The sequence below is a fragment of the Burkholderia sp. Ed8 genome, from assembly GCF_040761425.1.
Lineage (GTDB): Bacteria > Pseudomonadota > Gammaproteobacteria > Burkholderiales > Burkholderiaceae > Burkholderia > Burkholderia seminalis.
On sequence record NZ_CP142886.1, the window covers coordinates 1025520 to 1048420 of the forward strand.

General features: G+C 68.5%; 21 protein-coding genes and 1 tRNA gene. 6 read left to right on the forward strand and 16 right to left on the reverse strand.

The window, feature by feature from the left end; translation table 11 throughout:
- Position 1: 1 nt before the first annotated feature.
- Together gatA and gatC are read right to left on the reverse strand one after the other, a co-directional pair.
- On the reverse strand, positions 2-1492 hold the full coding sequence (gene gatA, locus VXM69_RS18685) for an Asp-tRNA(Asn)/Glu-tRNA(Gln) amidotransferase subunit GatA (RefSeq protein ID WP_367189998.1): 1491 nt from the start codon (positions 1490-1492) through the stop codon (positions 2-4).
- 69 nt (positions 1493-1561) lie between these two features.
- Positions 1562-1861 carry an Asp-tRNA(Asn)/Glu-tRNA(Gln) amidotransferase subunit GatC gene (gene gatC / locus VXM69_RS18690; protein ID WP_034190237.1) on the reverse strand — a complete coding sequence of 100 codons (300 nt, stop codon included), beginning with the start codon at positions 1859-1861 and terminating at the stop codon, positions 1562-1564.
- 367 nt (positions 1862-2228) lie between these two features.
- Between gatC and VXM69_RS18695 the strand changes: the two genes are divergently transcribed.
- The 5 genes from VXM69_RS18695 to rodA all read left to right on the forward strand — a co-directional run bounded on the left by VXM69_RS18695 (position 2229) and on the right by rodA (position 8502).
- Positions 2229-3272, forward strand: a complete 1044-nt coding sequence (locus VXM69_RS18695) for a rod shape-determining protein (RefSeq protein ID WP_004189550.1) — start codon at positions 2229-2231, stop codon at positions 3270-3272.
- A 125-nt stretch (positions 3273-3397) separates the two neighbouring features.
- A complete protein-coding gene (gene mreC / locus VXM69_RS18700; protein WP_343727679.1) occupies positions 3398-4456 on the forward strand; it encodes a rod shape-determining protein MreC in 1059 nt (352 codons plus the stop codon).
- Positions 4453-4965: a rod shape-determining protein MreD gene (gene mreD, locus VXM69_RS18705; RefSeq protein ID WP_006482567.1), complete on the forward strand. Its 513-nt coding sequence runs from the start codon at positions 4453-4455 to the stop codon at positions 4963-4965. Before mreC ends, mreD begins: the two co-directional genes overlap by 4 nt.
- A gap of 94 nt (positions 4966-5059) precedes the next feature.
- A complete protein-coding gene (mrdA, locus tag VXM69_RS18710; RefSeq protein ID WP_343727680.1) occupies positions 5060-7342 on the forward strand; it encodes a penicillin-binding protein 2 in 2283 nt (760 codons plus the stop codon).
- A gap of 11 nt (positions 7343-7353) precedes the next feature.
- Positions 7354-8502, forward strand: coding sequence for a rod shape-determining protein RodA (gene rodA, locus VXM69_RS18715; protein ID WP_049028978.1), 1149 nt, complete (start codon positions 7354-7356; stop codon positions 8500-8502).
- 82 nt (positions 8503-8584) lie between these two features.
- On the opposite strand, the gene VXM69_RS18720 is transcribed toward rodA, so the two are convergent.
- The 14 genes from VXM69_RS18720 to def form a co-directional block, all read right to left on the reverse strand.
- The gene (locus VXM69_RS18720) at positions 8585-9337 is read right to left on the reverse strand and encodes a tetratricopeptide repeat protein (RefSeq protein ID WP_034190233.1); all 753 of its coding nucleotides are present in this window, start codon (positions 9335-9337) and stop codon (positions 8585-8587) included.
- Positions 9334-10119, reverse strand: coding sequence for an HpcH/HpaI aldolase/citrate lyase family protein (locus VXM69_RS18725; protein ID WP_034190232.1), 786 nt, complete (start codon positions 10117-10119; stop codon positions 9334-9336). Before VXM69_RS18725 ends, VXM69_RS18720 begins: the two co-directional genes overlap by 4 nt.
- Positions 10120-10436: 317 nt before the next feature.
- Positions 10437-10889 (reverse strand): 6-carboxytetrahydropterin synthase QueD, encoded by a 453-nt coding sequence (queD, locus tag VXM69_RS18730; protein ID WP_006482561.1) that lies wholly within the window; start codon positions 10887-10889, stop codon positions 10437-10439.
- Positions 10890-10907: 18 nt separating this feature from the next.
- A complete protein-coding gene (gene queE / locus VXM69_RS18735) occupies positions 10908-11540 on the reverse strand; it encodes a 7-carboxy-7-deazaguanine synthase (RefSeq protein WP_034190231.1) in 633 nt (210 codons plus the stop codon).
- 75 nt (positions 11541-11615) lie between these two features.
- Positions 11616-12350 carry a 7-cyano-7-deazaguanine synthase QueC gene (gene queC / locus VXM69_RS18740; RefSeq protein ID WP_059561481.1) on the reverse strand — a complete coding sequence of 245 codons (735 nt, stop codon included), beginning with the start codon at positions 12348-12350 and terminating at the stop codon, positions 11616-11618.
- Between the two features lie 350 nt (positions 12351-12700).
- A tRNA-Phe gene (locus VXM69_RS18745) sits at positions 12701-12776 on the reverse strand.
- Positions 12777-12837: 61 nt separating this feature from the next.
- Entirely contained in the window at positions 12838-13539 is a 702-nt protein-coding gene (gene esaR / locus VXM69_RS18750) for a response regulator transcription factor EsaR (protein WP_034190229.1), read from the reverse strand.
- A complete protein-coding gene (gene esaS / locus VXM69_RS18755) occupies positions 13540-15954 on the reverse strand; it encodes a sensor histidine kinase EsaS (protein WP_367190002.1) in 2415 nt (804 codons plus the stop codon).
- A complete protein-coding gene (locus tag VXM69_RS18760) occupies positions 15944-16534 on the reverse strand; it encodes a DUF4390 domain-containing protein (protein ID WP_034190340.1) in 591 nt (196 codons plus the stop codon). The genes esaS and VXM69_RS18760 overlap by 11 nt, the downstream gene beginning before the upstream one ends.
- Positions 16531-17922 carry a 16S rRNA (cytosine(967)-C(5))-methyltransferase RsmB gene (gene rsmB / locus VXM69_RS18765; RefSeq protein ID WP_069706588.1) on the reverse strand — a complete coding sequence of 464 codons (1392 nt, stop codon included), beginning with the start codon at positions 17920-17922 and terminating at the stop codon, positions 16531-16533. Before rsmB ends, VXM69_RS18760 begins: the two co-directional genes overlap by 4 nt.
- A gap of 229 nt (positions 17923-18151) precedes the next feature.
- On the reverse strand, positions 18152-19009 hold the full coding sequence (htpX, locus tag VXM69_RS18770; RefSeq protein ID WP_059561479.1) for a zinc metalloprotease HtpX: 858 nt from the start codon (positions 19007-19009) through the stop codon (positions 18152-18154).
- Positions 19010-19109: 100 nt separating this feature from the next.
- Positions 19110-19751 carry a LysE family translocator gene (locus VXM69_RS18775; protein ID WP_367190005.1) on the reverse strand — a complete coding sequence of 214 codons (642 nt, stop codon included), beginning with the start codon at positions 19749-19751 and terminating at the stop codon, positions 19110-19112.
- A 110-nt stretch (positions 19752-19861) separates the two neighbouring features.
- The gene (gene fmt / locus VXM69_RS18780) at positions 19862-20845 is read right to left on the reverse strand and encodes a methionyl-tRNA formyltransferase (protein ID WP_200086591.1); all 984 of its coding nucleotides are present in this window, start codon (positions 20843-20845) and stop codon (positions 19862-19864) included.
- A 32-nt stretch (positions 20846-20877) separates the two neighbouring features.
- Complete coding sequence (gene def, locus VXM69_RS18785; RefSeq protein ID WP_006477461.1) at positions 20878-21381, reverse strand: peptide deformylase; 504 nt, start codon at positions 21379-21381, stop codon at positions 20878-20880.
- 185 nt (positions 21382-21566) lie between these two features.
- Here def and dprA point away from each other — a divergent pair, with 185 nt between their 5' ends.
- Positions 21567-22880 carry a DNA-processing protein DprA gene (dprA, locus tag VXM69_RS18790; protein WP_367190006.1) on the forward strand — a complete coding sequence of 438 codons (1314 nt, stop codon included), beginning with the start codon at positions 21567-21569 and terminating at the stop codon, positions 22878-22880.
- The last annotated feature ends 21 nt before the right edge of the window (positions 22881-22901 follow it).

A 22901-nucleotide genomic window follows, 5' to 3' on the forward strand; every position in this document is an offset into this window, starting at 1 on the left:
CTTACACCCCTGCCGGAACTTGCTTGTGCCAGTCGGTCGCGCGCTGGAACGCGTCGGCGACCTGCAGCATCCGGGCTTCGTTGAAATAGTTGCCGATGATCTGCAGGCCGACCGGGCGCTTCGCGTTCGCGCCCGCGCCGAAGCCGCACGGCACGCTCATGCCGGGAAGACCGGCGAGGCTCACCGACAGCGTGTAGATGTCCGCGAGATACATCTGCACCGGATCGTCGCCCTTCGCGCCGAGATCCCATGCGACCGTCGGCGACGCCGGGCCCATGATCACGTCGCAGGTCTTGAACGCTTCCTGGAAATCGTTCGCGATGATGCGGCGGATCTTCTGCGCCTGCAGGTAGTACGCGTCGTAGTAGCCGTGCGACAGCACGTACGTGCCGACCAGGATGCGGCGCTTCACCTCGGGGCCGAAGCCTTCGGCACGCGACTTCTTGTACATGTCGAGCAGGTCGCCGTACTGCGCGGCACGATGGCCGAAACGCACGCCGTCGAAACGCGACAGGTTCGACGACGCTTCCGCCGGCGCGATCACGTAGTACACGGGGATCGACAGTTCCGTCTTCGGCAGCGACACCGGCACGAGCGTCGCGCCGAGCGCCTCATACTGCTTCAGCGCCGCGTCGATCGCCGCGCGCACGTCGTCGGCGAGGCCGTCGCCGAAATACTCGTTCGGCAGGCCGATACGCAGGCCCGCGAGCGGCTTGCCCGCATCGTTGCCGGCCGCCCACGGCTGGCCGAGGTGGCGCGTGAAATCCTCGTCGTCGCGCTCGAGGCTCGTCGAGTCGCGCTCGTCGAAGCCGGCCATCCCGTTCAGCAGCAGCGCGCAGTCGGACGCGCTCTGCGCCATCGGGCCGCCCTGGTCGAGCGACGACGCGAACGCGATCATCCCGTAGCGCGACACGCGGCCGTAGGTCGGCTTGATGCCCGTCACGCCCGCGAACGACGCGGGCTGGCGGATCGAGCCGCCGGTGTCGGTGCCGGTTGCCGCCGGTGCGAGGCGCGCGGCGACGGCGGCCGAGCTGCCGCCCGAGCTGCCGCCCGGCACGGCGTTCGTGTCCCACGGGTTCTTCACCGCGCCGAGCGCGGAATTCTCGTTCGACGAGCCCATCGCGAACTCGTCCATGTTGGTCTTGCCGAGCGTGACCATGCCGGCCGCCTGCAGGCGGGCGACGACGGTCGCGTCGAACGGGCTCTCGTAGTTCGCGAGCATCTTCGAGCCGGCGGTCGAGCGCCAGCCGCGCGTGACGAAGACGTCCTTGTGCGCGATCGGCAGGCCGGTGAGCGCGCCGCCCGCGCCGCGCGCGAGTTCCGCGTCGGCGGCTTTCGCCTGCGCGAGGGTCAGGTCGGCGTCGACCTGGACGAACGCGTTCAGGTCGCGTGCGGCGTCGATCCGCTTCAGGTAGAGCTGCGCGAGCTCGACGGCCGAGCACTCCTTGGCGGCGAGCGCGGCGCGCAGTTCGGTGAGGCTTTTTGCGTGCATTGAGTGGTTTTCCTGGGAATTCTGGGTGGCGCGCGGCGCAGGGCGGCCGGCGCGCTTGTCATCGAATGCTTACTCGATCACCTTCGGCACGAGGTAGAGGCCGTCCTGGACGGCCGGCGCCGGACGCTGGTTGTCGTCGCGATTGACGACTTCCGTCACGGCGTCGTCGCGCAGGCGCTGCGCGACTTGCTGGATCTGTTCGATCGGGTGGGCGAGCGGCGCGATGCCGGCGGTGTCGACCGCCTGCATCTGCTCGACGAGCCCGAAGAATTCATTGAGCTGGCCGAGCATGTGCTCGGCGTCGGCGTCGGCCATTTCGAGTCGCGCGAGGTGCGCGATGCGTTTCACATCGGTCAGGGTCAGGGCCATGCGATCACCGGAAAAACAAGGCTGCGCAGCGCATCGAAAGCAGCGCTGCGGCGGGGGGTTGGAGGGTGCGATCCCACCCTCAAAAATCGGGGCCGAAGCGGCAAAAATACCGCCCGTTTCGATTCAAATACCGTGAAATTATAAGGTATCATTACGCGTTCGACCCAAACCCGGCAGCCTTTTCCCGCACCGTTTCGCCCCGCTTCGGCAAGCCGTGCGTGCTTCGTGCGATCCCCGGTAGACATCACTCGCAGCTTCGTGCGCCGCGGCGGCCGCTTCCGCCACGCTTCCCGAGGCTGTTATTTTTTCCGCTGCCGCCCTCAGCGTCCGCTAAGCAGGGCCGGCCCAGAGCGAAACAGGATTCTGAATGTTCGGTTTTTTGCGCAGCTACTTCTCCAACGATCTTGCGATCGACCTCGGCACCGCAAACACCCTGATCTACATGCGCGGCAAGGGCATCGTCCTCGATGAGCCGTCCGTCGTGTCGATCCGCCAGGAAGGCGGCCCCAACGGCAAGAAGACGATCCAGGCGGTCGGCAAGGAAGCCAAGCAGATGCTCGGCAAGGTGCCGGGCAACATCGAGGCGATCCGCCCGATGAAGGACGGCGTGATCGCCGACTTCACCGTCACCGAGCAGATGATCAAGCAGTTCATCAAGACCGCTCATGAATCGCGCATGTTCTCGCCGTCGCCGCGCATCATCATCTGCGTGCCGTGCGGCTCGACCCAGGTCGAGCGCCGCGCGATCAAGGAAGCCGCGCACGGCGCCGGCGCATCGCAGGTCTACCTGATCGAGGAGCCGATGGCGGCCGCGATCGGCGCGGGCCTGCCGGTGTCGGAAGCCACCGGCTCGATGGTCGTCGACATCGGCGGCGGCACGACCGAAGTCGGCGTGATCTCGCTCGGCGGCATCGTGTACAAGGGTTCGGTGCGCGTCGGCGGCGACAAGTTCGACGAGGCGATCGTCAACTACATCCGCCGCAACTACGGGATGCTGATCGGCGAACAGACCGCCGAGGCGATCAAGAAGGAAATCGGCTCCGCGTTCCCGGGCTCCGAAGTCAAGGAAATGGAAGTGAAGGGCCGCAACCTGTCGGAAGGCATTCCGCGCAGCTTCACGATCTCGAGCAACGAAATCCTCGAGGCGCTGACCGATCCGCTGAACCAGATCGTGTCGTCGGTGAAGATCGCGCTCGAGCAGACGCCGCCGGAACTCGGCGCCGACATCGCCGAACGCGGGATGATGCTGACGGGCGGCGGCGCGCTGCTGCGCGACCTCGATCGCCTGCTCGCGGAAGAAACCGGCCTGCCGGTGCTCGTCGCCGAAGATCCGCTCACCTGCGTCGTGCGCGGTTCGGGCATGGCGCTCGAGCGCATGGACAAGCTGGGCAGCATCTTCTCGTACGAGTGATCGTCTAGGCAGTTCCCTGACATGACGCACCCGCGGCGTGGCCGGATCGCTCGTTCAGAACGAACCGCCGCGCCGTTTGCGCGTCTGAGCATCATTTAACCGATCACACGCGCCCGGCGCCGACCATGGAATACAGTCCGCCGCCCCTCTTCAAGCAAGGTCCGCCCGCGCTCGCGCGGCTCATCTTCTTCGTTGCCCTCGCCATCGCGCTCCTCGTGTCGGACGCGCGCTTCAGCACGCTCGAAATCGTGCGCGGCGTGCTCGGCACCGTGCTCTATCCGCTGCAGCGCGCGGCACTCGTGCCGCGCGACCTGTTCATGGGCGCGGCCGACATCGCCGTCACCGGCGCGTCGCTGCGCCACGAGAACGACGATCTGCGCAAACGCAACCTGCAGTTGTCCACGCAGGCCAACCAGGCCGCCGTGCTCACGCAGGAAAACGCGCACCTGCGCGCGGTGCTCGAGCTGCGCCAGCACATCGCGACGCAATCGACGCCGGTCGAGATCCAGTACGACACGAGCGATCCGTTCACGCAGAAGATCGTGATCGGGCAAGGCTCGCAACAGGGCATCCAGAACGGCTCGCCCGTCGTCAGCGAGGACGGCGTGATCGGCCAGGTCACGCGCGTGTTCCCGCTGCAGGCCGAAGTCACGCTGGTCACCGACCGCGATCTCGCGATTCCCGTGCAGGTGCTGCGCACCGGCCTGCGCAGCGTGATCTACGGCACGCCGAAGGGCGATTCGCTCGACCTGCGCTTCGTGCCGACGAGCGCGGATCTCGTCGCCGGCGACGAACTCGTCACGAGCGGCCTCGACGGCGTCTATCCGCCCGGCCTGCCGGTCGCGAAGGTCGCGCGCGTCGACAAGCTCGCCGATACCGCATTCGCACGCGTGACCTGCGCGCCGATCGCCGCCGTGCGCGGCGCGCGCCAGATGCTCGTGCTGCATTACCAGAACGACATCCCGCCGCGCCCGGCCGAGCCCGATCCGGCCGCCGACAAGAACGCGAAGGGCAAGAAGGGCGCGAAAGCCGCCGCGAAGGGCGAGAAAGCCGACGCGAACGCGAAGCCGGCCGCCGCGCCCCCGCCGGCCGCGAAGCCTGCACCGGCGGCGCCCGCCGCTCCGGCCAAGCCGGCCGCCGCGCCCGCGAAGCCCGCGGCCGGGCAACCAGGAGCCCAGCGATGAACCGCCCGCAATACATCCTGCAGCCGGTCAATCCGTACTTCATCGTCTTCAGCCTCGCCGCCGCGTTCCTGCTGAACCTGATGCCGTGGGGCCGCCTGCCCGGCGTGCCCGACTTCGTCGCGCTCGTGCTGCTGTTCTGGAACATCCATCAGCCGCGCAAGGTCGGGATGGGCGTCGCGTTCGCGCTCGGCATCCTGATGGACGTGCACGACGCGGGGTTGCTCGGCGAGCACGCGCTCGCCTATACGCTGCTGTCGTACGGCGCGATCACGATCCACCGCCGCGTGCTGTGGATGCCGATCGGCGTGCAGGTGCTGTATGTCACGCCGCTGCTCGTCGTCGCGCAGCTCGTGCCGTTCGTGATCCGTCTGCTGATGGGCGCGGCGTTCCCGGGCTGGCGCTACCTCGTCGACGGCTTCGTCGAAGCCGCGCTGTGGCCGATCGCGAGCCACCTGCTGCTGATGCCGCAACGCCGCCCGGTCGATCCGGACGACACGCGCCCCATCTGAGCCGGACCGACCTTGAATACCCGCCGCTCCCACGCCCGTTGCGCCCAGGGGCGGCACCTCGCCCGCCCGCGCGGGCCAGACCGCCCCTAACCGCATGACCGAATTCAACGACACCCAACAGCAGCTCTCGAAGTTCCGCCTGCGCGTCGCGGCGGCGGGCGTGTTCGTGTTCGTCTGCTTCGGGCTGCTCGCGAGCCGCTTCTTCTACCTGCAGCTGATGCAGCACGGCAAATACGCGCTGCAGGCCGAGGAGAACCGCATCTCGGTCGCGCCGATCGTGCCGAACCGCGGGATCATCACCGACCGCAACGGCGTGATCCTCGCGAAGAACTATTCGGCGTACACGCTCGAGATCACGCCGTCGAAGCTCGACGACACGCTCGACAACACGATCGACAAGCTGTCCGAGATCGTCCCGATCGACGCGCGCGACCGCCGCCGCTTCAAGAAGCTGCAGGAAGACTCGAAGAACTTCGAGAGCCTGCCGATCCGCACGCGGCTCACCGACGCGGAAGTCGCGCGTTTCACCGCGCAGCGCTTCCGCTTCCCCGGCGTCGACGTACGCGCGCGGCTGTTCCGGCAATATCCGCTCGGCATGACGGCCGCGCACGTGATTGGCTACATCGGCCGGATCTCTAAGCGCGACCAGGATCGCATCGACGCGATGAGCGACGACAACGACAGCGACCAGGAAAACTACGATCCGCGCCGCGACGCGAACAACTACAAGGGCACCGACTACATCGGCAAGATCGGCGTCGAGCAGAGCTACGAGACCGAGCTGCACGGGCTGACGGGCTTCGAGGAAGTCGAGGTGACGGCCGGCGGCCGGCCGGTGCGCACGCTGTCGCGCACGCAGGCGACGCCCGGCAACAACCTCGTGCTGTCCCTCGACATCGGGCTGCAGCAGGTCGCCGAGCAGGCGTTCGCCGGCAAGCGCGGCGCGCTCGTCGCGATCGAGCCGAAAACGGGCGACGTGCTCGCGTTCGTGTCGTCGCCGAGCTTCGACCCGAACTCGTTCGTCGACGGCATCGACCAGCAGACCTGGGACGAGCTGAACAACTCGCCCGACAAGCCGCTGCTGAACCGCCCGCTGCACGGCACCTACCCGCCCGGCTCGACCTACAAGCCGTTCATGGCGCTCGCGGGCCTGACGCTCGGCAAGCGCACGCCGGGCTGGGGCTTCCAGGATCCCGGCTACTTCACGTTCGGCGGCCATACGTTCCGCAACGACGTGCGTTCGGGCCAGGGCTGGGTCGACATGAACAAGGCGATCATGGTGTCGAACGACACCTACTTCTACATGCTCGCGCGCGACCTCGGCGTGAACGCGATCGCGAACTTCATGAAGCCGTTCGGCTTCGGCCAGATCACCGGGATCGACATCCAGGGCGAGGCGCGCGGGATCCTGCCGTCGACCGACTGGAAGAAGAAGGCGTTCAAGAAGGCCGCGCAGCAGAAGTGGTTCGACGGCGAAACGATCAGCCTCGGGATCGGCCAGGGCTACAACTCGTTCACGATCCTGCAGCTCGCTCACGCGACCGCGACGCTCGCGAACAACGGCGTCGTGATGAAGCCTCACCTCGTGAAGGAAGTCGAGGATCCGATCACGCGCGCGCGCCACCTGACCGTGCCGAAGGAAAGCGAGGTGATCCCGCTCAAGGCGGCCGACATCGACGTCGTGAAGCGCGGGATGGAGAACGTGATCGAGAACCCGTCCGGCACCGCGTACAAGGTATTCCGCGGCGCGCCGTACCTCGCGGCCGGCAAGACCGGTACCGCGCAGGTGTTCTCGCTGCAGGGCTCGAACTACAAGGGCCACCTGCTCGCCGAGCACCTGCGCGACCACGCGCTGTTCATCGCGTACGCGCCGGTCGACCACCCGCAGATCGCCATCGCGCTGGTCGTCGAGAACGGCGGCTGGGGCGCGCAGGCCGCCGGCCCGATCGCACGCCGCGTGCTCGACTACTACCTGGTCGAGCGCCAGAACCCGAAGAACGAGGCGGCGGCCGTGGCGGCCGCCGCGTCGGCGACCGAACCCATCAGCGCACCGGTGATCGGCGATGCGACCAAGCCCGCCGCCGTCGCGGCCGGCTTCAAGGCGCTGCCGCAGCCGGTCGTGCCGACCGCGGCCAGCGCGGCGGATGCGGCATCGGCTGCCTCGGCCGCCGCCGCATCGGACGCAGCCGCCAGCGCGGCCCAGCCGGCCGACGCGAGCGCCGCGGCGCCGAGGGCCGCGAGCCTGCCGCCGATCCGGCGCCCGCACCGGCCGCGCCGGCCCGCCAGCGATGCGCAGCCGCTCGCCGCCGCGCCGCGGGACGACAACCACCGTGCGACGGCCGCCGCGAAAGCGGCGGACGCCGGCACCGCTCATTAACGGAGAAAGGCATGCAATTCGACAAGCGCGCCTGGCTCGACAAGATCAAGCAGATGTTCGCGGGCTTCGACCGCCCGCTCGCCCTCATCGTGTTCCTGCTGCTGTGCGTCGGCATCGTCACGCTGTACAGCGCATCGATCGACATGCCGGGCCGCGTCGAGGATCAGCTGCGCAACATCCTGCTGACGTTCGTGCTGATGTGGGTGATCGCCAACATTCCGCCGACCACGCTGATGCGCTTCGCGGTCCCGCTCTATACGTTCGGGGTCGCGCTGCTGGTTGCGGTCGCGCTGTTCGGGATGACCAAGAAGGGCGCGAAGCGCTGGCTGAACGTCGGCGTCGTGATCCAGCCGTCCGAAATCCTCAAGATCGCGACACCGCTGATGCTCGCGTGGTACTACCAGCGCCGCGAGGGCGGACTGCGCTGGTACGACTTCGTCGCCGCGTTCGGGATCCTGATGGTGCCGGTCGGGCTGATCGCGAAGCAGCCCGACCTCGGCACGGGCCTGCTCGTGTTCGCGGCAGGCTTCTTCGTGATCTACCTCGCCGGCCTGTCGTTCAAGCTGATCGTGCCGGTGCTCGTTGCGGGCGTGATCGCGGTCGGCTCGATCGCGGTGTTCGAGGAGCGCATCTGCCAGCCGGACGTGCAGTGGCCGCTGATGCACGATTATCAGAAGCACCGCGTGTGCACGCTGCTCGACCCGACCTCCGACCCGCTGGGCAAGGGCTTCCACACGATCCAGGCCGTGATCGCGATCGGCTCGGGCGGCGTGCTCGGCAAGGGCTATCTGAAAGGCACGCAGGCGCACCTCGAATTCATTCCGGAAAAGCACACCGACTTCATCTTCGCGGTGTTCTCGGAGGAATGGGGGCTCGTCGGCGGGCTCGTGCTGCTGACGCTGTACATGGCGCTGATCGCGCGCGGGCTCTACATCGCCGCGCAAGGCGCGACGCTGTTCGGCCGCCTGCTCGCGGGCTCGCTCACGCTCGCGTTCTTCGTCTACGCGTTCGTCAACATCGGGATGGTGAGCGGCGTGCTGCCGGTCGTCGGCGTGCCGCTGCCGTTCATGAGTTACGGCGGCACGGCGCTCACGACGCTCGGCATCGCGATCGGGATGATCATGAGCGTCGGGCGGCAGCGGCGGCTGATGAAGAGCTGACCGCGCGGCCTGCCCCGCGGTCGAGGAAAACGGCGCTCCGGGGCGCCGTTTTTCATGGAGCGGACCACAACGCCGCGTGCGCTCATGGCGGCGGCGCGTGCGGCCCGCCCGGCTCCGCCGCGCCGCCCGGTGCCGGCCCCTGCGACTTCAGCCGCGCGCTCAGCTCCTTGAATTTCAGCCCGGCCGTCTCGTCGCCCTGCGCGGCCGCCGCCGCGTAATACGCCCGCGCGATGTTCAGGTTCTGCGCGACGCCGTCGCCGCCGCGCTCGTAGAACGACGCGGTCACGTACTGCGCGGTCGGCTCGCCGGCGTCGGCGGCCTGCTTGTACCACCCGAACGCCTGCCGGTTGTCGCGCGGCGTGCCGCGCCCGTCGAGGAACTGGTTCGCGAGCGACAGCTCGGCCTGCACGTGCCCCTGCTTCGCCGCCCGCAGGAACCAGCGATGCGCTTCGGCCGGGTCGCGCGCGACGAACTCGCCGTCGTCGAACATCCGGCCGTACACGTATTGCGCATGCGACATGTTCGCGTCGGCCGCGCGCTTCAGCCAGCGCAACCCTTCGTCGACGTTCGCGGTCACGCCCTCGCCTGTCAGCAGCATCATCGCGTAGTTGAATTGCGCGAGACGATCGCCGCGCTCGGCCGCGTCGTGGAACTGCACCAGCGCCGCGCGATAGTCGCCGGCGTTGTAGTCCGCGACCGCCGACTGCGTCTCGCGCGACGGATCGGGCTTCGCTTGCGGCGTGCCCTGCGCGGCCGCCGCGATACACAGGGCCCACAGGCCGACCATCACGCCGATCCGCGCGCGCACGCCGCATTCACCGCTGCCGCCGTTCATGACCGTACCTCCTGCAATGCCTGCCGCGTCGCGCGCAACAGCCAGCTCACGTCGGCCGACACCGTGATCATCCGGTAGCCGGCCTCGCGGTACTGGCGCGCGGCCGCCGTGTCGCCGGCGAAGATGCCGACCGCGACGCCGGCCTGCCGGCCGGCCGCCAGCACGCGTGCCATCGCGGTTTCGACGTCCGGGTGGCGGATGTCGCCGAGATGCCCGAGGCTCGCCGCGAGATCGGCCGGGCCGACGAACAGGCAGTCGATGCCCGGCGTCGCCGCGATCCGCTCGACTTCGTCGACACCGCGCGCCGATTCGATCTGCACGATCACCGCGACCTGCGCGTTCGCCGTCTGCACGTAATCGCGGCGCATGCCGAATGCCGCCGCGCGCACCATGCCCGCGACGCCGCGCAGCCCGTCGGGCGAATCGGGCGACGGATAGCGCGTGAGCCGCACCGCGTGCGCGGCTTCGTCGGGCGTCTCGATGCCGGGGAACATCAGCGTGCGCGCGCCGGCGTCGAGCGCGCGCTTCACGAGCCACGGCTCGCGCGCCGGCACCCGCACGACGGGCTCGCTCGGCAGGTGGGCGGCCGCGATCGCGCGCAGCTGCGAGGCCACGTCGCGGCTGTCGTTCGGCGCATGCTCCATGTCGATGCAGAGCCAGTCGTAGCCGGCATGCGCAAGCGCTTCCGCGGCCGACTCGCTGCCGAGCGACAGCCACAGGCCGTACAGCGGATCGTCGCCATCACGCAGGCGTTGTTTGAGGGAATTGGTGAGCGTGCTCATCGATACGGCCTCCTGGACGGAACGGCAATCGAACGGGACAAGCAACAGGCGAGACCGGATGCAACACACCGTGCAGCGCAGCACGGCGGCGGCATCGGGATCGCCCCTGGAATCGTTAGTCGGCGACGGGCAGCCGATCTGACAGCGCGTGCCGCACGACGACGCACGGGTACGGTGGCCGGTGCCACGCGACGATCATAGCGCGCGCTGACGCGGAATGTGGGAACAGGCGGGAAGCGGCGCCAGCACGGATCGAAACCGCACGGCACGGTGACGGGCAGCCCGCACCGGCCGGCGCGGGCTGCCGGGTAGAAGAATCAGCGGCCGGGCTGGCGCTCGACGTCGGCCCAGCAGTTCGGCGTTTCGTACAGGCGCACGCGCTCGAGGCGCAGGTTCACGCCGTAGTGCGCGTCGTACACGTTCGCGAGCAGGTCGAACGCGATCGCCGCGAGGTTCTCGACGGTCGGGATCCGGTCGATCACGACGGTCTTGTGGTCGGCCATCTGCTCGAGGAACGAGCGCACGACCTCGTCGCGCGCATAGACCAGGAACGCGTGATCCCACTTGCTGACGAGGTGCTCCATCGCGAGCGCCTTCACGTCGGCGAAATCCATCACCATGCCGCGGTCGGGCGCCCCCTCGGTATCGACGAGATCGCCGCGCAGCGTGATTTCGAGCACGTAGCGATGGCCGTGCAGGTTCCTGCACTGGCTGCGGTGATCGGGGATGCGGTGGCCCGCGTCGAATTCGAGTTTTCGGGTAATCAGCACGATGTCAAAAGCCGGGGCTCAGGGAATGTTCAGATATTTGTGGGTCTGCATCGACAGCCGCCACTGCGGATGACGCTTGCACCAGTCGATCGCGAGCTTCGTATTGAGGTCGCGCGACGGGCCGTCCATCGGCTGGACCAGGAAGTACTCGAAGTCGAGCTTCGCATAGTCGGCCAGCCGCTGGTTGTCCTGCGGGATCACGACCTTCAGCTCGTTGCCCTTCGTGACGACGAGCGGCGCGTCGGCCTTCGGGCTCACGCAGATCCAGTCGATCGATTCGAGCACCGGCAGCGAGCCGTTGGTCTCGATCGCGATCTCGAAGCCGGCCGCGTGCAGCGCGTCGACGAGCGGCTGGTCGAGCTGCAGCATCGGCTCGCCGCCCGTGCAGACGACGAAGCGGTGCGCCTCGCCCTCCGGCCACAGGCCGGCGATCGTCGCGACGAGCGCATCGGCGTCCTTGAACTTGCCGCCGTTCTCGCCGTCGGTGCCGACGAAGTCGGTATCGCAGAAGCGGCACACGGCCTCCGCACGATCCTCTTCGCGGCCCGACCACAGGTTGCAGCCGGCGAACCGGCAGAACACGGCCGGCCGGCCCGCATTCGCGCCCTCGCCCTGCAACGTGTAGAAAATTTCCTTGACCGCGTAAGTCATCGTGCTTCGTCCGGCTCGCGCCGCTCGTTGTCGATCAGAATCCGTTATTCATGCGGCGCTGCCGGCGCATCCGCGTCACAGCGGCGCTTCGGTCACCCGCTCGCCCTTCAGGTAAGCCTCGTAGCCGCGCTTGCGCAGCTTGCAGGCCGGGCACTCGCCGCAGCCGAAGCCCCAGTCGTGCAGTTCCGCGCGCTCGCCCACGTAGCACGTGTGCGTCTCGACGCGGATCAGTTCGACGAGCGCTTCGCCGCCGAGCTGTTCGGCCAGTTGCCAGGTCTGCGCCTTGTCGAGCCACATCAGCGGCGTCTCGAGCACCATGCGCGTATCCATCCCGAGATTCAGCGCAACCTGCAGCGCCTTCATCGTGTCGTCGCGGCAGTCGGGATAGCCCGAGAAATCGGTCTCGCACATCCCGCCGACCAGTACGCGCAGCCCGCGGCGATAGGCGATCGCCGCGGCGATCGTCATGAACATCAGGTTGCGGCCCGGCACGAACGTGTTCGGCAGGCCGTTCGCCGTCGTCTCGATCTCGATCGTGCGCGTCATCGCGGTATCGCTGATCGCGCCGAGCACCGACAGGTCGATCATGTGATCGTCGCCGAGCCGGTCCGACCATGCGGGAAAATCGCGCTTCAGCGCTTCGCGCACGCCTTCGCGACATTCGAGCTCGACGATATGGCGCTGGCCGTAATCGAAGCCGAGCGTCTCGACCGTCTGGTAGCGTTCGAGGGCCCATGCCACGCACGTGGCCGAGTCCTGCCCGCCGGAAAACAACACGAGCGCGCCGTCTTTAGCGTCTGTCCGAGTCACCGTGATACTCCGTGAATGTGTAGGCTCGCGTCGCGCTCCGACCCTGGGCCGGCTGCCGCCGGGCGGCCCGACGCGGCCGGCCCGCGCCGGCTCGACCAGTATAGGCAGCGCGGTCGGCCGCGAACGCGGCGGCGCGCTTATACCGTCCATCGCGCAGCATCGTTGCCGCATGCCGCGGCGGCGTGCGCTTCGCAGCCTGCCGTGCGCGTGAAGCGATGCGCTAAGTCATTGAGCGGGCACGGATTTTATCATGCCCCTGCGAATACTGCCGGCCACGCCGCCCACGACACGCGATACCCACCACAAACGAAAAACCCCAAGAACCTTCCGATTCTTGGGGTTTTAAATGCTGGTGGCCTGGGACGGAATCGAACCATCGACACGCGGATTTTCAATCCGCTGCTCTACCAACTGAGCTACCGGGCCAACGAAGAATGAAAGTATATCGAGCTATTCGTACCTGAGCAAGTGCTTTCGCAAAATATTTTTATACGGCGCCTTCGGTCGGCTTCTTGCCGAGCTCGACGCCGAGCTGCTTGAGCTTGCGGTACAGGTGCGTGCGCTCGAGGCCCGTCTTCTCCGCGACGCGCGTCATGCTGCCGTTCTCGCGCGCGAGGTGATATTCGAAGTACGCGCGCTCGAACGCGTCGCGCGCTTCGCGCAACGGGATGTCGAACGGGATCGCGGCCGTCTGGCCCGCCAGGCCGAGTGCCGATGCCATGTCGTCGCCGAGCGTCGGCAGCGCGGCCGCGGACGCGACCGCCGCGGGCCCTGCGGCCTGTCCGGCGCCGGCCTTCGCCGCCGCGTTCGCCGACACCGGCGCCGCGCCGCGGGCGAGGCCGTGCTCGACGGACTTCAGCAGCTTCTGCAGCGCGATCGGCTTCTCGAGGAAATCGAGCGCGCCGATCTTCGTCGCCTCGACGGCCGTATCGATCGTCGCGTGCCCGGACATCATGATCACGGGCATTGTCAGCAGCCCTTGCGCCGCCCACTCCTTGAGCAAGGTCACGCCGTCGGTATCGGGCATCCAGATATCGAGCAGCACGAGATCGGGCGCCTGATTCAGCCGGTATTCCCGCGCGGCCTGCGCGTTCTCCGCCGCCTCGACGACATGTCCTTCATCGCTGAGGATCTCCGAGAGCAATTCCCGGATGCCCATTTCATCATCTACCACCAGGATGGTTGCCATTTACGCTGCCTTTGTCTGCTCACTTGCTTTTGTCTTAGCGGGGGTCACCCCGTCCTGTGCGCGATGTTCGGCGCCTGGCGTATCACTTGCCATCTGCAGGAACAGGATCGACACCTGCGCACCCTCGACGGTCTCGCCGTGCATGCGATTGCGCAGATCGATCCGCGCGCCATGCTCGTCGACGATTTTCTTGACCGTGGCCAACCCGAGCCCCGTGCCCTTCGCCTTCGTCGTCACATAAGGCTCGAACGCGCGGGTCAGGATGCGTGCCGGAAAACCGGGCCCGTTGTCGGACACGGTAAGACGTACCGCGACGCGCGTTTTGCCCTCGGCGTCGGGATCGCCATATTCTACTGTCTTGGTTTCGATCAACACACGCGGATGCGCGGACTCCGCGACCGAATCCTGCGCATTCTGCAGCAGGTTGTGAATCACCTGGCGCAGTTGCGTCGCGTCTCCGCGTATCACCGGCAGCGACGGCGCGAGCTCGGCGACGATCGGGCTCTTGCCTTCGCCGACACCATACAGCCCGAGCACCTCGCTCGCCAGTTCGTTCAACTGCAGGTTCGCGAGCACCGCCGGCGGCGTGCGCGCGTATTCGCGGAAATCGTCGACCATCCGCTTCATCGCCGCGACCTGGTTCACGATCATCGTCGCGCCGCGCTTGAGTACGTCCGCATCGGACGGCGCGAGCTTGTCGGACAGCTTCATCTGCAGCCGCTCGGCCGACAGCTGGATCGGCGTCAGCGGATTCTTGATCTCGTGCGCGAGCCGGCGTGCGACCTCGCCCCACGCGACCGACCGCTGCGCGGAAATCACGTCGGAAATGTCGTCGAACACGACGACGTAACCGGACGTCTGCGGATCGTCGGCCTGCCCTTCGACCGTCGACACGAGGCGCGTGCCGCGCACGAGCAGCGTCAGCGGATCGCTTTCGCCCGGCACCTCGATCGCGAACTGCTGCTGCCAGTGGCCGCGGTCGCCGCTGCCGCCGTCGGACGCCGCCTCGCGATCGGCGAACGCCTTGCGCACCATCGCGCCGAACCCCGCGGCCACGCCGATCCGGTCGAGCGTCGTGCCGATCATCGAGTTGAACGGCTGCCGGAAGATCCGCTCGGCGCCGCGATTGGCCGTCGTCAGCCGGAACTGGCGGTCGAGCACGAACACGCCGGCCGTCAGGTTCGCGAGGATGCTCTCGAGATACGTCTTCGAATGCTCGAGCGCGATGCGGTTCTTCTCGACCGCGAGCCGTGCCTCGGACAACTGCCGTGTCATCGCGTTGAACGACTGCGTGAGAAAGCCGAGCTCGTCGCGCGTCTTGATCTCGCGCTTCGGCGTGTAATCGCCTTCCGTGATCTCCTTCGTGCCCTGCGCGAGCAGGAACAGCGGCCGCGCGAGCTGCTGGCCGAGCGCGAGCGCGAGCATCATCGCGATGAAGGTCGCGAGGAACAGCGCGAGCGTCAGCGTGCCGATGTACATCTTGCGCAGCCCCGTGCGGCCGAGCGACTTTTCCTGGTACTCGCGGTAGGCGCGCTGCACGGCGTCCGCGTTGTGCGCGAGCGTCGGCGGCACCGGCTGCGTGAGCTGCAGGAAGCGCTCCGCCGGCTGCAGCAGCGACGTCGTCGCATCGGGAATCGGCCGCACCACGCGCAGCCGCAGCGCGCCCTTCGCGCCATGCGCGCGCGGGTCGCCGTCGACCTCGCCCTCGATCGCCGCGTACGCGCCGTGTTCGCGCGCCTGGCTCAGCATCAGCGGTGTCGGCAGGTCGTCCGGAATCAGCGCCGCGAAATTGCCCGACGCCTGCGCGACAATGTGCAGGTCGGGCGCCGCGCCCGAGCCGCCGCGGCTCGGCTCGACGATCGTCGCGTCCTGCACGCCGAACTGGTCGCGCAGCCGCAGCAGCGTGAGCGTCGTGCCGTTCGTGTTCGCGTCGACGCTCGCGAGCTGGTCGGACATCAGCCGCGCCTTCGTCTGCAGATCGGACAGCGATGCATCGAGCATCCCGCGGCCGAGGTTCAGGCCGGCCGTCAGCGCCGTCTCGACGTTCACGTCGAACCACGACTCGATACTGCGCGACACGAACTGGTACGACACGATGTAGATGATCCCGCCCGGCACCACGCCGACGAGCGCGAAGAACACCGCGAGTTTCGCGAGCAGCCGCGTGCCGAACTTGCCCTTCCTCAGGCGCACGACGATCATCCCGATCAGCCCGAGCACCACGAGCAGGAACACGAGCGCGACGACGATGTTCGTCGCGTACAGCCACGAGTAGTAGCGATCGAAGAACTCGGTGTTCGCGCTCGCGGCGGCGAGCAGCACGAGCAGCAGCAACGCGGTCAGCGCGACGGTCGAGACGATCACGCGAATGAGGAAGCTCTTCCCGCTGGCCGCGCGGCGCACTTTATTTAGCACGTTCGGTCACCGTGAAGTTGAAGCGCTTCCAGTCGGACCCGAGCGTCCAGTCGCGGTTGTTCACGGCATCGACCTGGAACGGCTTCGGCATCAGCGCCGTGTCGAGCTGCATCCGCACCGACGCCGTGTAGGTCTCGCCCGCGCGCACCTGGTTGCGGTCGATCACATGCCACGACGTGATGTGCCGGATCACGGCGAGCGCGTCCTTCAGCGACGGGAAGCCGAGCTGCAGGCCGCCCGTCGACACGCGGTACTCGCGCGTGAGCGGCTGGAACGACAGGCGGATCGTCTGCGTCACCGCCACCGGCTGCTCGTCGAACCAGTACCAGCGCGCGCGGCTCAGCTCGAAGTCGGTCGTGAAGTAAAGCGGGATGCCCTTGTTGACGGCATCCTCGAGGTTCGGATTCAGCTCGAAGTCGAAACGCGCGTCGAGGCTCCAGCCGCTTCCGTCGGCCTGGAGCGACGCGCGCTGCACGGCGATCGATTCGGCATGCGCCGGCCGGACGACGGCCAGGCACAGCATCAACGCGACCAGCAGGACGGCCGCGAGCCGAAAGGGAAAAAGGTGTTTGATCGTCACCGTTTCTGAAACCGCGCGTAGAAAAATCCGTCGTGATCGGTGTTCTGGTCGAGTGCGCCGGCGGCCGCCCGTCCCTGCACGCCGCCCGGCAGCAGCTGGCCGGGGGCGTCCAATCGTACCGCATCTTCACAGGCCGCTTCAAACCAGCGGGCCTGCATTTCGCCTTCTTCCGGGAAGATCGAGCAGGTCACGTAAAGCAGTTCGCCGCCCGGCTTCACGAGCGGCCACAGCGCCGACAGGATGCGGCGCTGCTCCGCGACGAGCGCCGGAATGTCGGCCTCGCGGCGCAGCCAGCGGATGTCGGGGTGCCGCCGCACGATGCCGGACGCCGAGCACGGCACGTCGGCGAGGATCCGGTCGAACGGGCGCCCGTCGTACCACGCGTCGGGTGCGCCGGCATCGCCGACGCGCACGTCCGCCTCGAGCGACAGGCGCACGAGATTCTCGCCGATGCGCGCCGCGCGCGTCGCATCGCTTTCGAGCGCAACGACTTCCGCGTCAGCGAGTTCGAGAATATGGCCGGTCTTGCCGCCGGGCGCCGCGCATGCATCGAGCACGCGCATGCCGTCGCGCGCGTCGAGCCATTCGGCCGCGAGCTGCGCGCCGGCGTCCTGCACCGACACGACGCCGTCGGCGAACCCCGGAATGCGTTCGACCGGCAGCGCCGACGCAAGCCGCACCGCGTGCCGGCCGATTGCGGTCGCTTCGATCCCGCTCGCACGCAGCGTCTCGAGATACGCGTCGACGCTCGCGCGGCGCGCATTCACGCGCAGCGTCAGCGGCCCCTGTCGTTCGCCGGCCGCGAGGATCGCCGGCCACGCATCGGGCGCTGCACGCTTCACCGCATCGACCCACCATGCGCGGTAATTCCAGCGTGCGACCGGATCGTCCTGCATTGCCGCGACGAGCGCATCGCGTTCGCGCAGGAAACGGCGCAGCACCGCGTTGACCATGCCCTTCGCGAACGCGCATTCGCGCCGCGCGCCGATGACGGTGACGGCCTGGTCGACCACCGTGAACGCCGGATACGCGGCCTCGTCCGCCGGGTCGAGCAGCAGCGCGAGCGCGCCGGCGAGCACCGCATGCACGTGCGCGGGCGGCGCCTTGCTGACGAGTTTGCCGATCAGCCAGTCCGCGCTGCCGAGGCGACGCATCGTCCGGTAGGCGACGTCCTGTGTCGCACCGCGCGCGAGCGCCTGTGCGCCGGACGCCATCTGCGCGAATACCGCCGACAACGCTGCCGGGAGCGCGGTGCCGCGCCGTACCGCATCGACCGCCTGCGCGGCCGCGTCGAGCGCGAAGCCGAGCGAATCGGGCGCCAGATGCAGCGCGGCCAGACGCGCCGGGCGGCCGGAAGAAGACGGAGCGGAAGAACGGGTTCGTGTCATCGGTACGGAATCGGCAATCAGGCGCGGCAAACAAATACGGCTAACGGCAGGATCGCGGCGGCCGCGAGGCCCCGCGATCCCAAACCGCGCATTGTAGCGTGCGACCACGCGGCCCCTTTGGCCCCTTTGACCTCTTTAAGGCGCGCGCAAATGAAACACCCCGCAGCGCGAAGCGTGCGGGGTGGCATGCCGGCCCCCGCGCGGCAACGGCCGCGCGGTACGCCGGGGTTCAGTCGAAGCGGCCGGTACGCGCCATCTCCATCAGGCGCGCGATGCGCTCCTCGGTGGCCGGGTGCGTCGAGAACAGGTTCTGCAGGCCGCCGCCGTGCAGCGGGTTCATGATCATCATCTGCGCGGTGGCCGGATGGGCCTCGGCCGCCTGGAACGGGATACCCGCCGCATAGCGATGGATCTTGTCGAGCGCGGTCGCGAGCGACTGCGGATCGCCGGAAATCTGCGCGCCGCCGCGGTCGGCCTCGAACTCGCGGGCCCGCGAAATCGCCATCTGGATCAGCGCGCCGGCGATCGGCGCGAGCAGCGCGACCGCGATACCCGCGATCGGGTTGGCCGGCCGGCCGTTCTCGTCGCGCCCGCCGAAGAACATCGCGAAGTTCGCGAGCGCGGAGATCGCGCCCGCCATCGTCGCGGTGATCGTCGAGATCAGGATGTCGCGGTGCTTCACGTGCGCGAGCTCGTGCGCCATCACGCCGCGCATCTCGCGCTCCGACAGCACGCGCAGGATGCCCGTCGTCGCGGCGACCGCCGCGTGCTCGGGGTTGCGGCCCGTCGCGAACGCGTTCGGCGCATCCTCGTTGATCAGGTAGACGCGCGGCATCGGCAGGTTCGCGCGCGTGGCCAGCTCGCGCACCATCCGGTAGAACTGCGGCGCCGTGTTCTCGTCGACTTCCTGCGCGTTGTACATGCGCAGCACCATCTTGTCCGAGAACCAGTACGAGAAGAAATTCATGGCGAGCGCGAACAGCAGCGCGATCGTCATGCCCCGCGAGCCGCCGATCATCCCGCCGATCACGATGAACAGGGCCGTGATCGCGGCCATCAGCATCGCCGTTTTGACCCAATTGAACATACCCACTCCTTATCCGTCAGGGGACCCGCCGCACATCACAGCGCACGGCGGAAAATTGTAAGCGATTTGTTAGATAAGGTCTTGCCGGAAAAATTCAATCTCAGCGTTGCGATGCCGCAAGACGCAGCCCGAGGCCGACGAACGCGCTGCCGACCGTGCGGTCGAGCCACTTCCTGACGCCCGGCTTGCCGGAAAAACGCTGCGTGACGCTGCCCGCCACCCATGCGACGAGGCTGGTCCAGACCGTGCTCATCGCGACGAACACCGCGCCGAGGGTCAGGAACGCCCATGCCTTGTGCGGGCTGTCGGCCGACACGAACTGCGGAAAGAACGACACGAAGAACAGCACGACCTTCGGGTTCAGCACGTTGGTCCAGAAGCCCTGCATGAACAGCTGGCGCAGCGGCTTGACGGCCGCGGCCTGCGCGGCTTCGGCGCCCGACGGCGCGGCGGCCTGCTTCGTGACGATCATCCGCACGCCGAGGTAGATCAGGTAGGCCGCGCCAACCAGCTTGATCACCGTGAACGGGGTGGCCGACGCCGCGAGCAGCGCGGTCAGGCCGAATGCGCACGCGAGCGCGTGCACGCAGCAGCCGGCCGAAATGCCGAACGCCGACATCAGCCCCGCGCCGCGGCCCTGCGCGACGCTGCGGCCGACGATGTAGGCCGTATCGGGGCCGGGCGTGACGTTCAGCAAGAAAACCGCCAGCACGAAGAAACCGAAATGGGTGATGCCGAACATGAAAACCTCGAAACCGGAGAGCGCAGGGAAATTCTACGCGCGCCTGCCGCGCCGCGCGACTCGGCCGTTCGGCCGATTGCGCAGGGCGGGCAGGTCGGATCGAATGGCGCTCAGGCCGCGTCGGGCAACGCGAAACGCTGGCCCGCGACGAGCGGCGAGCCGGCCAGGAATTCGCGCGCGGGCAACCGCTTGCCGCCCGGCTTCTGCAACTGCGTGACGCGCAGCGCGCCGCTGCCGCACGCGACGACCACGCCTTCCGGCGCGGCTTCGACGATCGTGCCGGGCGCCGCGTCGCCGCGCGCCGCCACGGGCTCTGCCGCCCACAGCTTGATCGCCGCGCCGTCGAGCGTCGCGACGCCGCCGGGGAACGGATCGAACGCACGCACCTGGCGCGCGAGCACGTCGGCAGGCTTGCGCCAGTCGAGCGCCGCTTCGTGCTTGTCGATCTTTTCCGCATAGGTCACGCCGTCGGCCGGCTGCGGCGTCGCCGGCAGCGTGCCGTCGCGCTCGAGCCGCACGAGCGCGTCGACGATCAGCCGCGCGCCGTCGGCGGCCAGACGGTCGTGCAGCGTCGCGGTCGTATCGTCGGCCGCGATGGCGACACGGGCTTCCTCGATCATCGCGCCGGTGTCGAGGCCGACGTCCATCTGCATCAGCGTGACGCCCGTCTCGGCGTCGCCGGCCTCGATCGCACGATGGATCGGCGCGGCGCCGCGCCAGCGCGGCAGCAGCGACGCATGGATGTTGATGCAGCCGGCGCGCGGGATGTCGAGCACTTCCTGCGGCAGCAGCAGGCCGTACGCGGCCACCACCATCACGTCGTGCGGCGTCGTGCGCAGCAACTCGATCGCGTCGGCCGCCTCGGCCGGGTACTTGCCCGCGCGGCGCAGCGACGGCGGCTGCGCGACCGGCATCCCGTGCTCGACGGCGTAACGCTTCACAGCGCTCGCCTGCAGCTTCATCCCGCGCCCCGCAGGGCGATCGGGCTGGGTGAGCACGAGCGGCACCGGGAAACCGGCCTCGTGGATCGCGGCAAGGGCAGCCGCGGCGAATTCCGGCGTGCCGGCAAAAATCACGCGCAACGTATGGGTCATGAAAGCGTTCGGGTCGGGCAGGGGAACGCGCGTTACATCGCGCGTTCGAGTTTCTTCATCTTCGTCTTGATGCGCGTCTGCTTGAGCGGCGACAGGTATTCGACGAACACGCGCCCCATCAGGTGATCCATCTCGTGCTGGACGCACACGGCGAGCAGGCCTTCGCAGTCGAGCTCGAAGGTCTCGCCCTGCTCGTTGAGCGCGCGCACGCGCACGTGATCGGGCCGCTCGACTTCGTCGTAGATGCCCGGCACCGACAGGCAGCCCTCTTCATAGATCTGCTTCGCGTCGCTCGACCACACGATCTCGGGGTTGATGAACGCGCGCAGCTCGTTCTTCTCCTCGGAGACGTCGATCACGATCACGCGCTCGTGCACGTCGACCTGCGTGGCCGCCAGGCCGATGCCGGGCGCCGCGTACATGGTTTCGGCCATGTCGGCGACGAGCTTGCGGATCCGGTCGTCGACCTTGTCGACGGGCTTGGCGACCTTGTGCAGCCGCTTGTCGGGGTAATGAAGAATATTGAGCAAAGCCATGGTGTTCGGTATTCGGTGGAGCGACGTGCCGCATCGGCCGTCCGGCCGACTGGTGCCGCCGCCGGGATGCAATGAAGATGGGGCGGATGCGTGGCGAATCAACGCCGCGGATCGCGCCTCCTGCAATCGGCCGGGCGCTTGTGCGCGCGGCCCTGTCGAGTATTTCGGATGATGAAAATTTTATCATGGCGCCACGCGGTTCGCTGGCCGCCGCATTCGAGGGCAGCCTCATGTCGCCGCAAGCGCTGACGCCGTCCGCGCTGCGCGCGTGGCTGCAGCTCGCGCATGCGCCCGGCCTCGCGCCGGCCGTGCTGCAGATCCTGCTCGATACCTTCGGTTCGCCGGCCGCGCTGCTGCGCGCATCCGACCCGGCCATTGCCGCGGTGAGCAGCGCCGCCGCCGCGCAAGCCGTCCGCGCGAGCGAGCGCGGCGATCTCGACGTGTGCACCGACGCCGCGCTCGCGTGGCTCGACGCGCCGGGCAATGTGCTGGTCACGCTCAACGATCCGGCCTACCCGCCGCGGCTGCGCGACCTGCACGATCCGCCGCCCCTGCTATATGTAAAGGGCCGGCTCGACCTGCTGCGTGCACGCGGCCTCGCCGTGGTCGGCAGCCGGCACGCGACGCTGCAGGGGCTCGCCGACGCAACGGGCTTCGCACGCGCGTTGTCCGACGCAGGGCTCTCGATCGTCTCGGGCCTCGCGCTCGGGATCGACGGTGCCGCGCATCGCGGCGGGCTCGACGGCCGCTCGGGCACGGTCGCCGTCATCGCGACGGGCGCCGATCTCGTCTATCCGGCGCGGCATCGCGCACTCGCGCACGAGATCGCCGCGCGCGGCGCGATCGTGTCCGAATGGCCGCTCGGCACGCCGGCCCGTGCCGCGCATTTCCCGCGGCGCAACCGGATGATTGCCGCACTGGCGATCGGCACGCTCGTCGTCGAGGCCGCGCCGCGCTCCGGCTCGCTGATCACCGCGCGGCTCGCGAACGAACTGGGGCGCGACGTGTTCGCGGTGCCGGGCTCGATCCACGCACCGCTTGCCCAGGGCTGCCACGCGCTGATCCGCGACGGCGCGAAGCTCACCGCATCGCCGCTCGACGTGCTGGAGGAATACGGGTTGGGCGAACCGGCAGCGCGCGCGACGGGTGGTGCCGCGCGCGCCGACAGCCGTGCCCCGACAGACGGCGAAATTCGCACCCCCGAATCCGCCTCCATCGCACCAGCGGATTCCGCCGCAGCGGCCATCGCGCCGGCCCGGATCGACGGCCCGCCACCCTGCTCCCCGCCGGAGCGAGCCGTGCTTGCCGCCTTGGGATACGGCCCCGTTACCTACGAGTGGCTCGCCGAACACAGCGGCCTGCCCGACGACGTGCTGCACGGCGCGCTGCTGGCGCTGGAGCTGGCCGGCCGCGTCGCCAACCTCCCCGGCGGACGCTTCGCGCGGCTTGACGCCGCGCCCACCCCGGCCGCGCGCGGCGTGCTACATTCCCCGGCATAGAGGCGGCCAAGCCGCCGACGA

Coding starts and splice junctions, on each gene's coding strand:
- VXM69_RS18725 (WP_034190232.1), bottom strand. CDS start 10,119: ATGAGCACGCTCACCAATTCCCTCAAACAACGCCTGCGTGATGGCGAC.
- rodA (WP_049028978.1), top strand. CDS start 7,354: ATGCAATTCGACAAGCGCGCCTGGCTCGACAAGATCAAGCAGATGTTC.
- esaR (WP_034190229.1), bottom strand. CDS start 13,539: ATGGCAACCATCCTGGTGGTAGATGATGAAATGGGCATCCGGGAATTG.
- VXM69_RS18695 (WP_004189550.1), top strand. CDS start 2,229: ATGTTCGGTTTTTTGCGCAGCTACTTCTCCAACGATCTTGCGATCGAC.
- rsmB (WP_069706588.1), bottom strand. CDS start 17,922: ATGACACGAACCCGTTCTTCCGCTCCGTCTTCTTCCGGCCGCCCGGCG.
- def (WP_006477461.1), bottom strand. CDS start 21,381: ATGGCTTTGCTCAATATTCTTCATTACCCCGACAAGCGGCTGCACAAG.
- VXM69_RS18720 (WP_034190233.1), bottom strand. CDS start 9,337: ATGAACGGCGGCAGCGGTGAATGCGGCGTGCGCGCGCGGATCGGCGTG.
- fmt (WP_200086591.1), bottom strand. CDS start 20,845: ATGACCCATACGTTGCGCGTGATTTTTGCCGGCACGCCGGAATTCGCC.
- gatA (WP_367189998.1), bottom strand. CDS start 1,492: ATGCACGCAAAAAGCCTCACCGAACTGCGCGCCGCGCTCGCCGCCAAG.
- gatC (WP_034190237.1), bottom strand. CDS start 1,861: ATGGCCCTGACCCTGACCGATGTGAAACGCATCGCGCACCTCGCGCGA.
- mreD (WP_006482567.1), top strand. CDS start 4,453: ATGAACCGCCCGCAATACATCCTGCAGCCGGTCAATCCGTACTTCATC.
- htpX (WP_059561479.1), bottom strand. CDS start 19,009: ATGTTCAATTGGGTCAAAACGGCGATGCTGATGGCCGCGATCACGGCC.
- dprA (WP_367190006.1), top strand. CDS start 21,567: ATGGCGCCACGCGGTTCGCTGGCCGCCGCATTCGAGGGCAGCCTCATG.
- mreC (WP_343727679.1), top strand. CDS start 3,398: ATGGAATACAGTCCGCCGCCCCTCTTCAAGCAAGGTCCGCCCGCGCTC.
- mrdA (WP_343727680.1), top strand. CDS start 5,060: ATGACCGAATTCAACGACACCCAACAGCAGCTCTCGAAGTTCCGCCTG.
- VXM69_RS18775 (WP_367190005.1), bottom strand. CDS start 19,751: ATGTTCGGCATCACCCATTTCGGTTTCTTCGTGCTGGCGGTTTTCTTG.
- queE (WP_034190231.1), bottom strand. CDS start 11,540: ATGACTTACGCGGTCAAGGAAATTTTCTACACGTTGCAGGGCGAGGGC.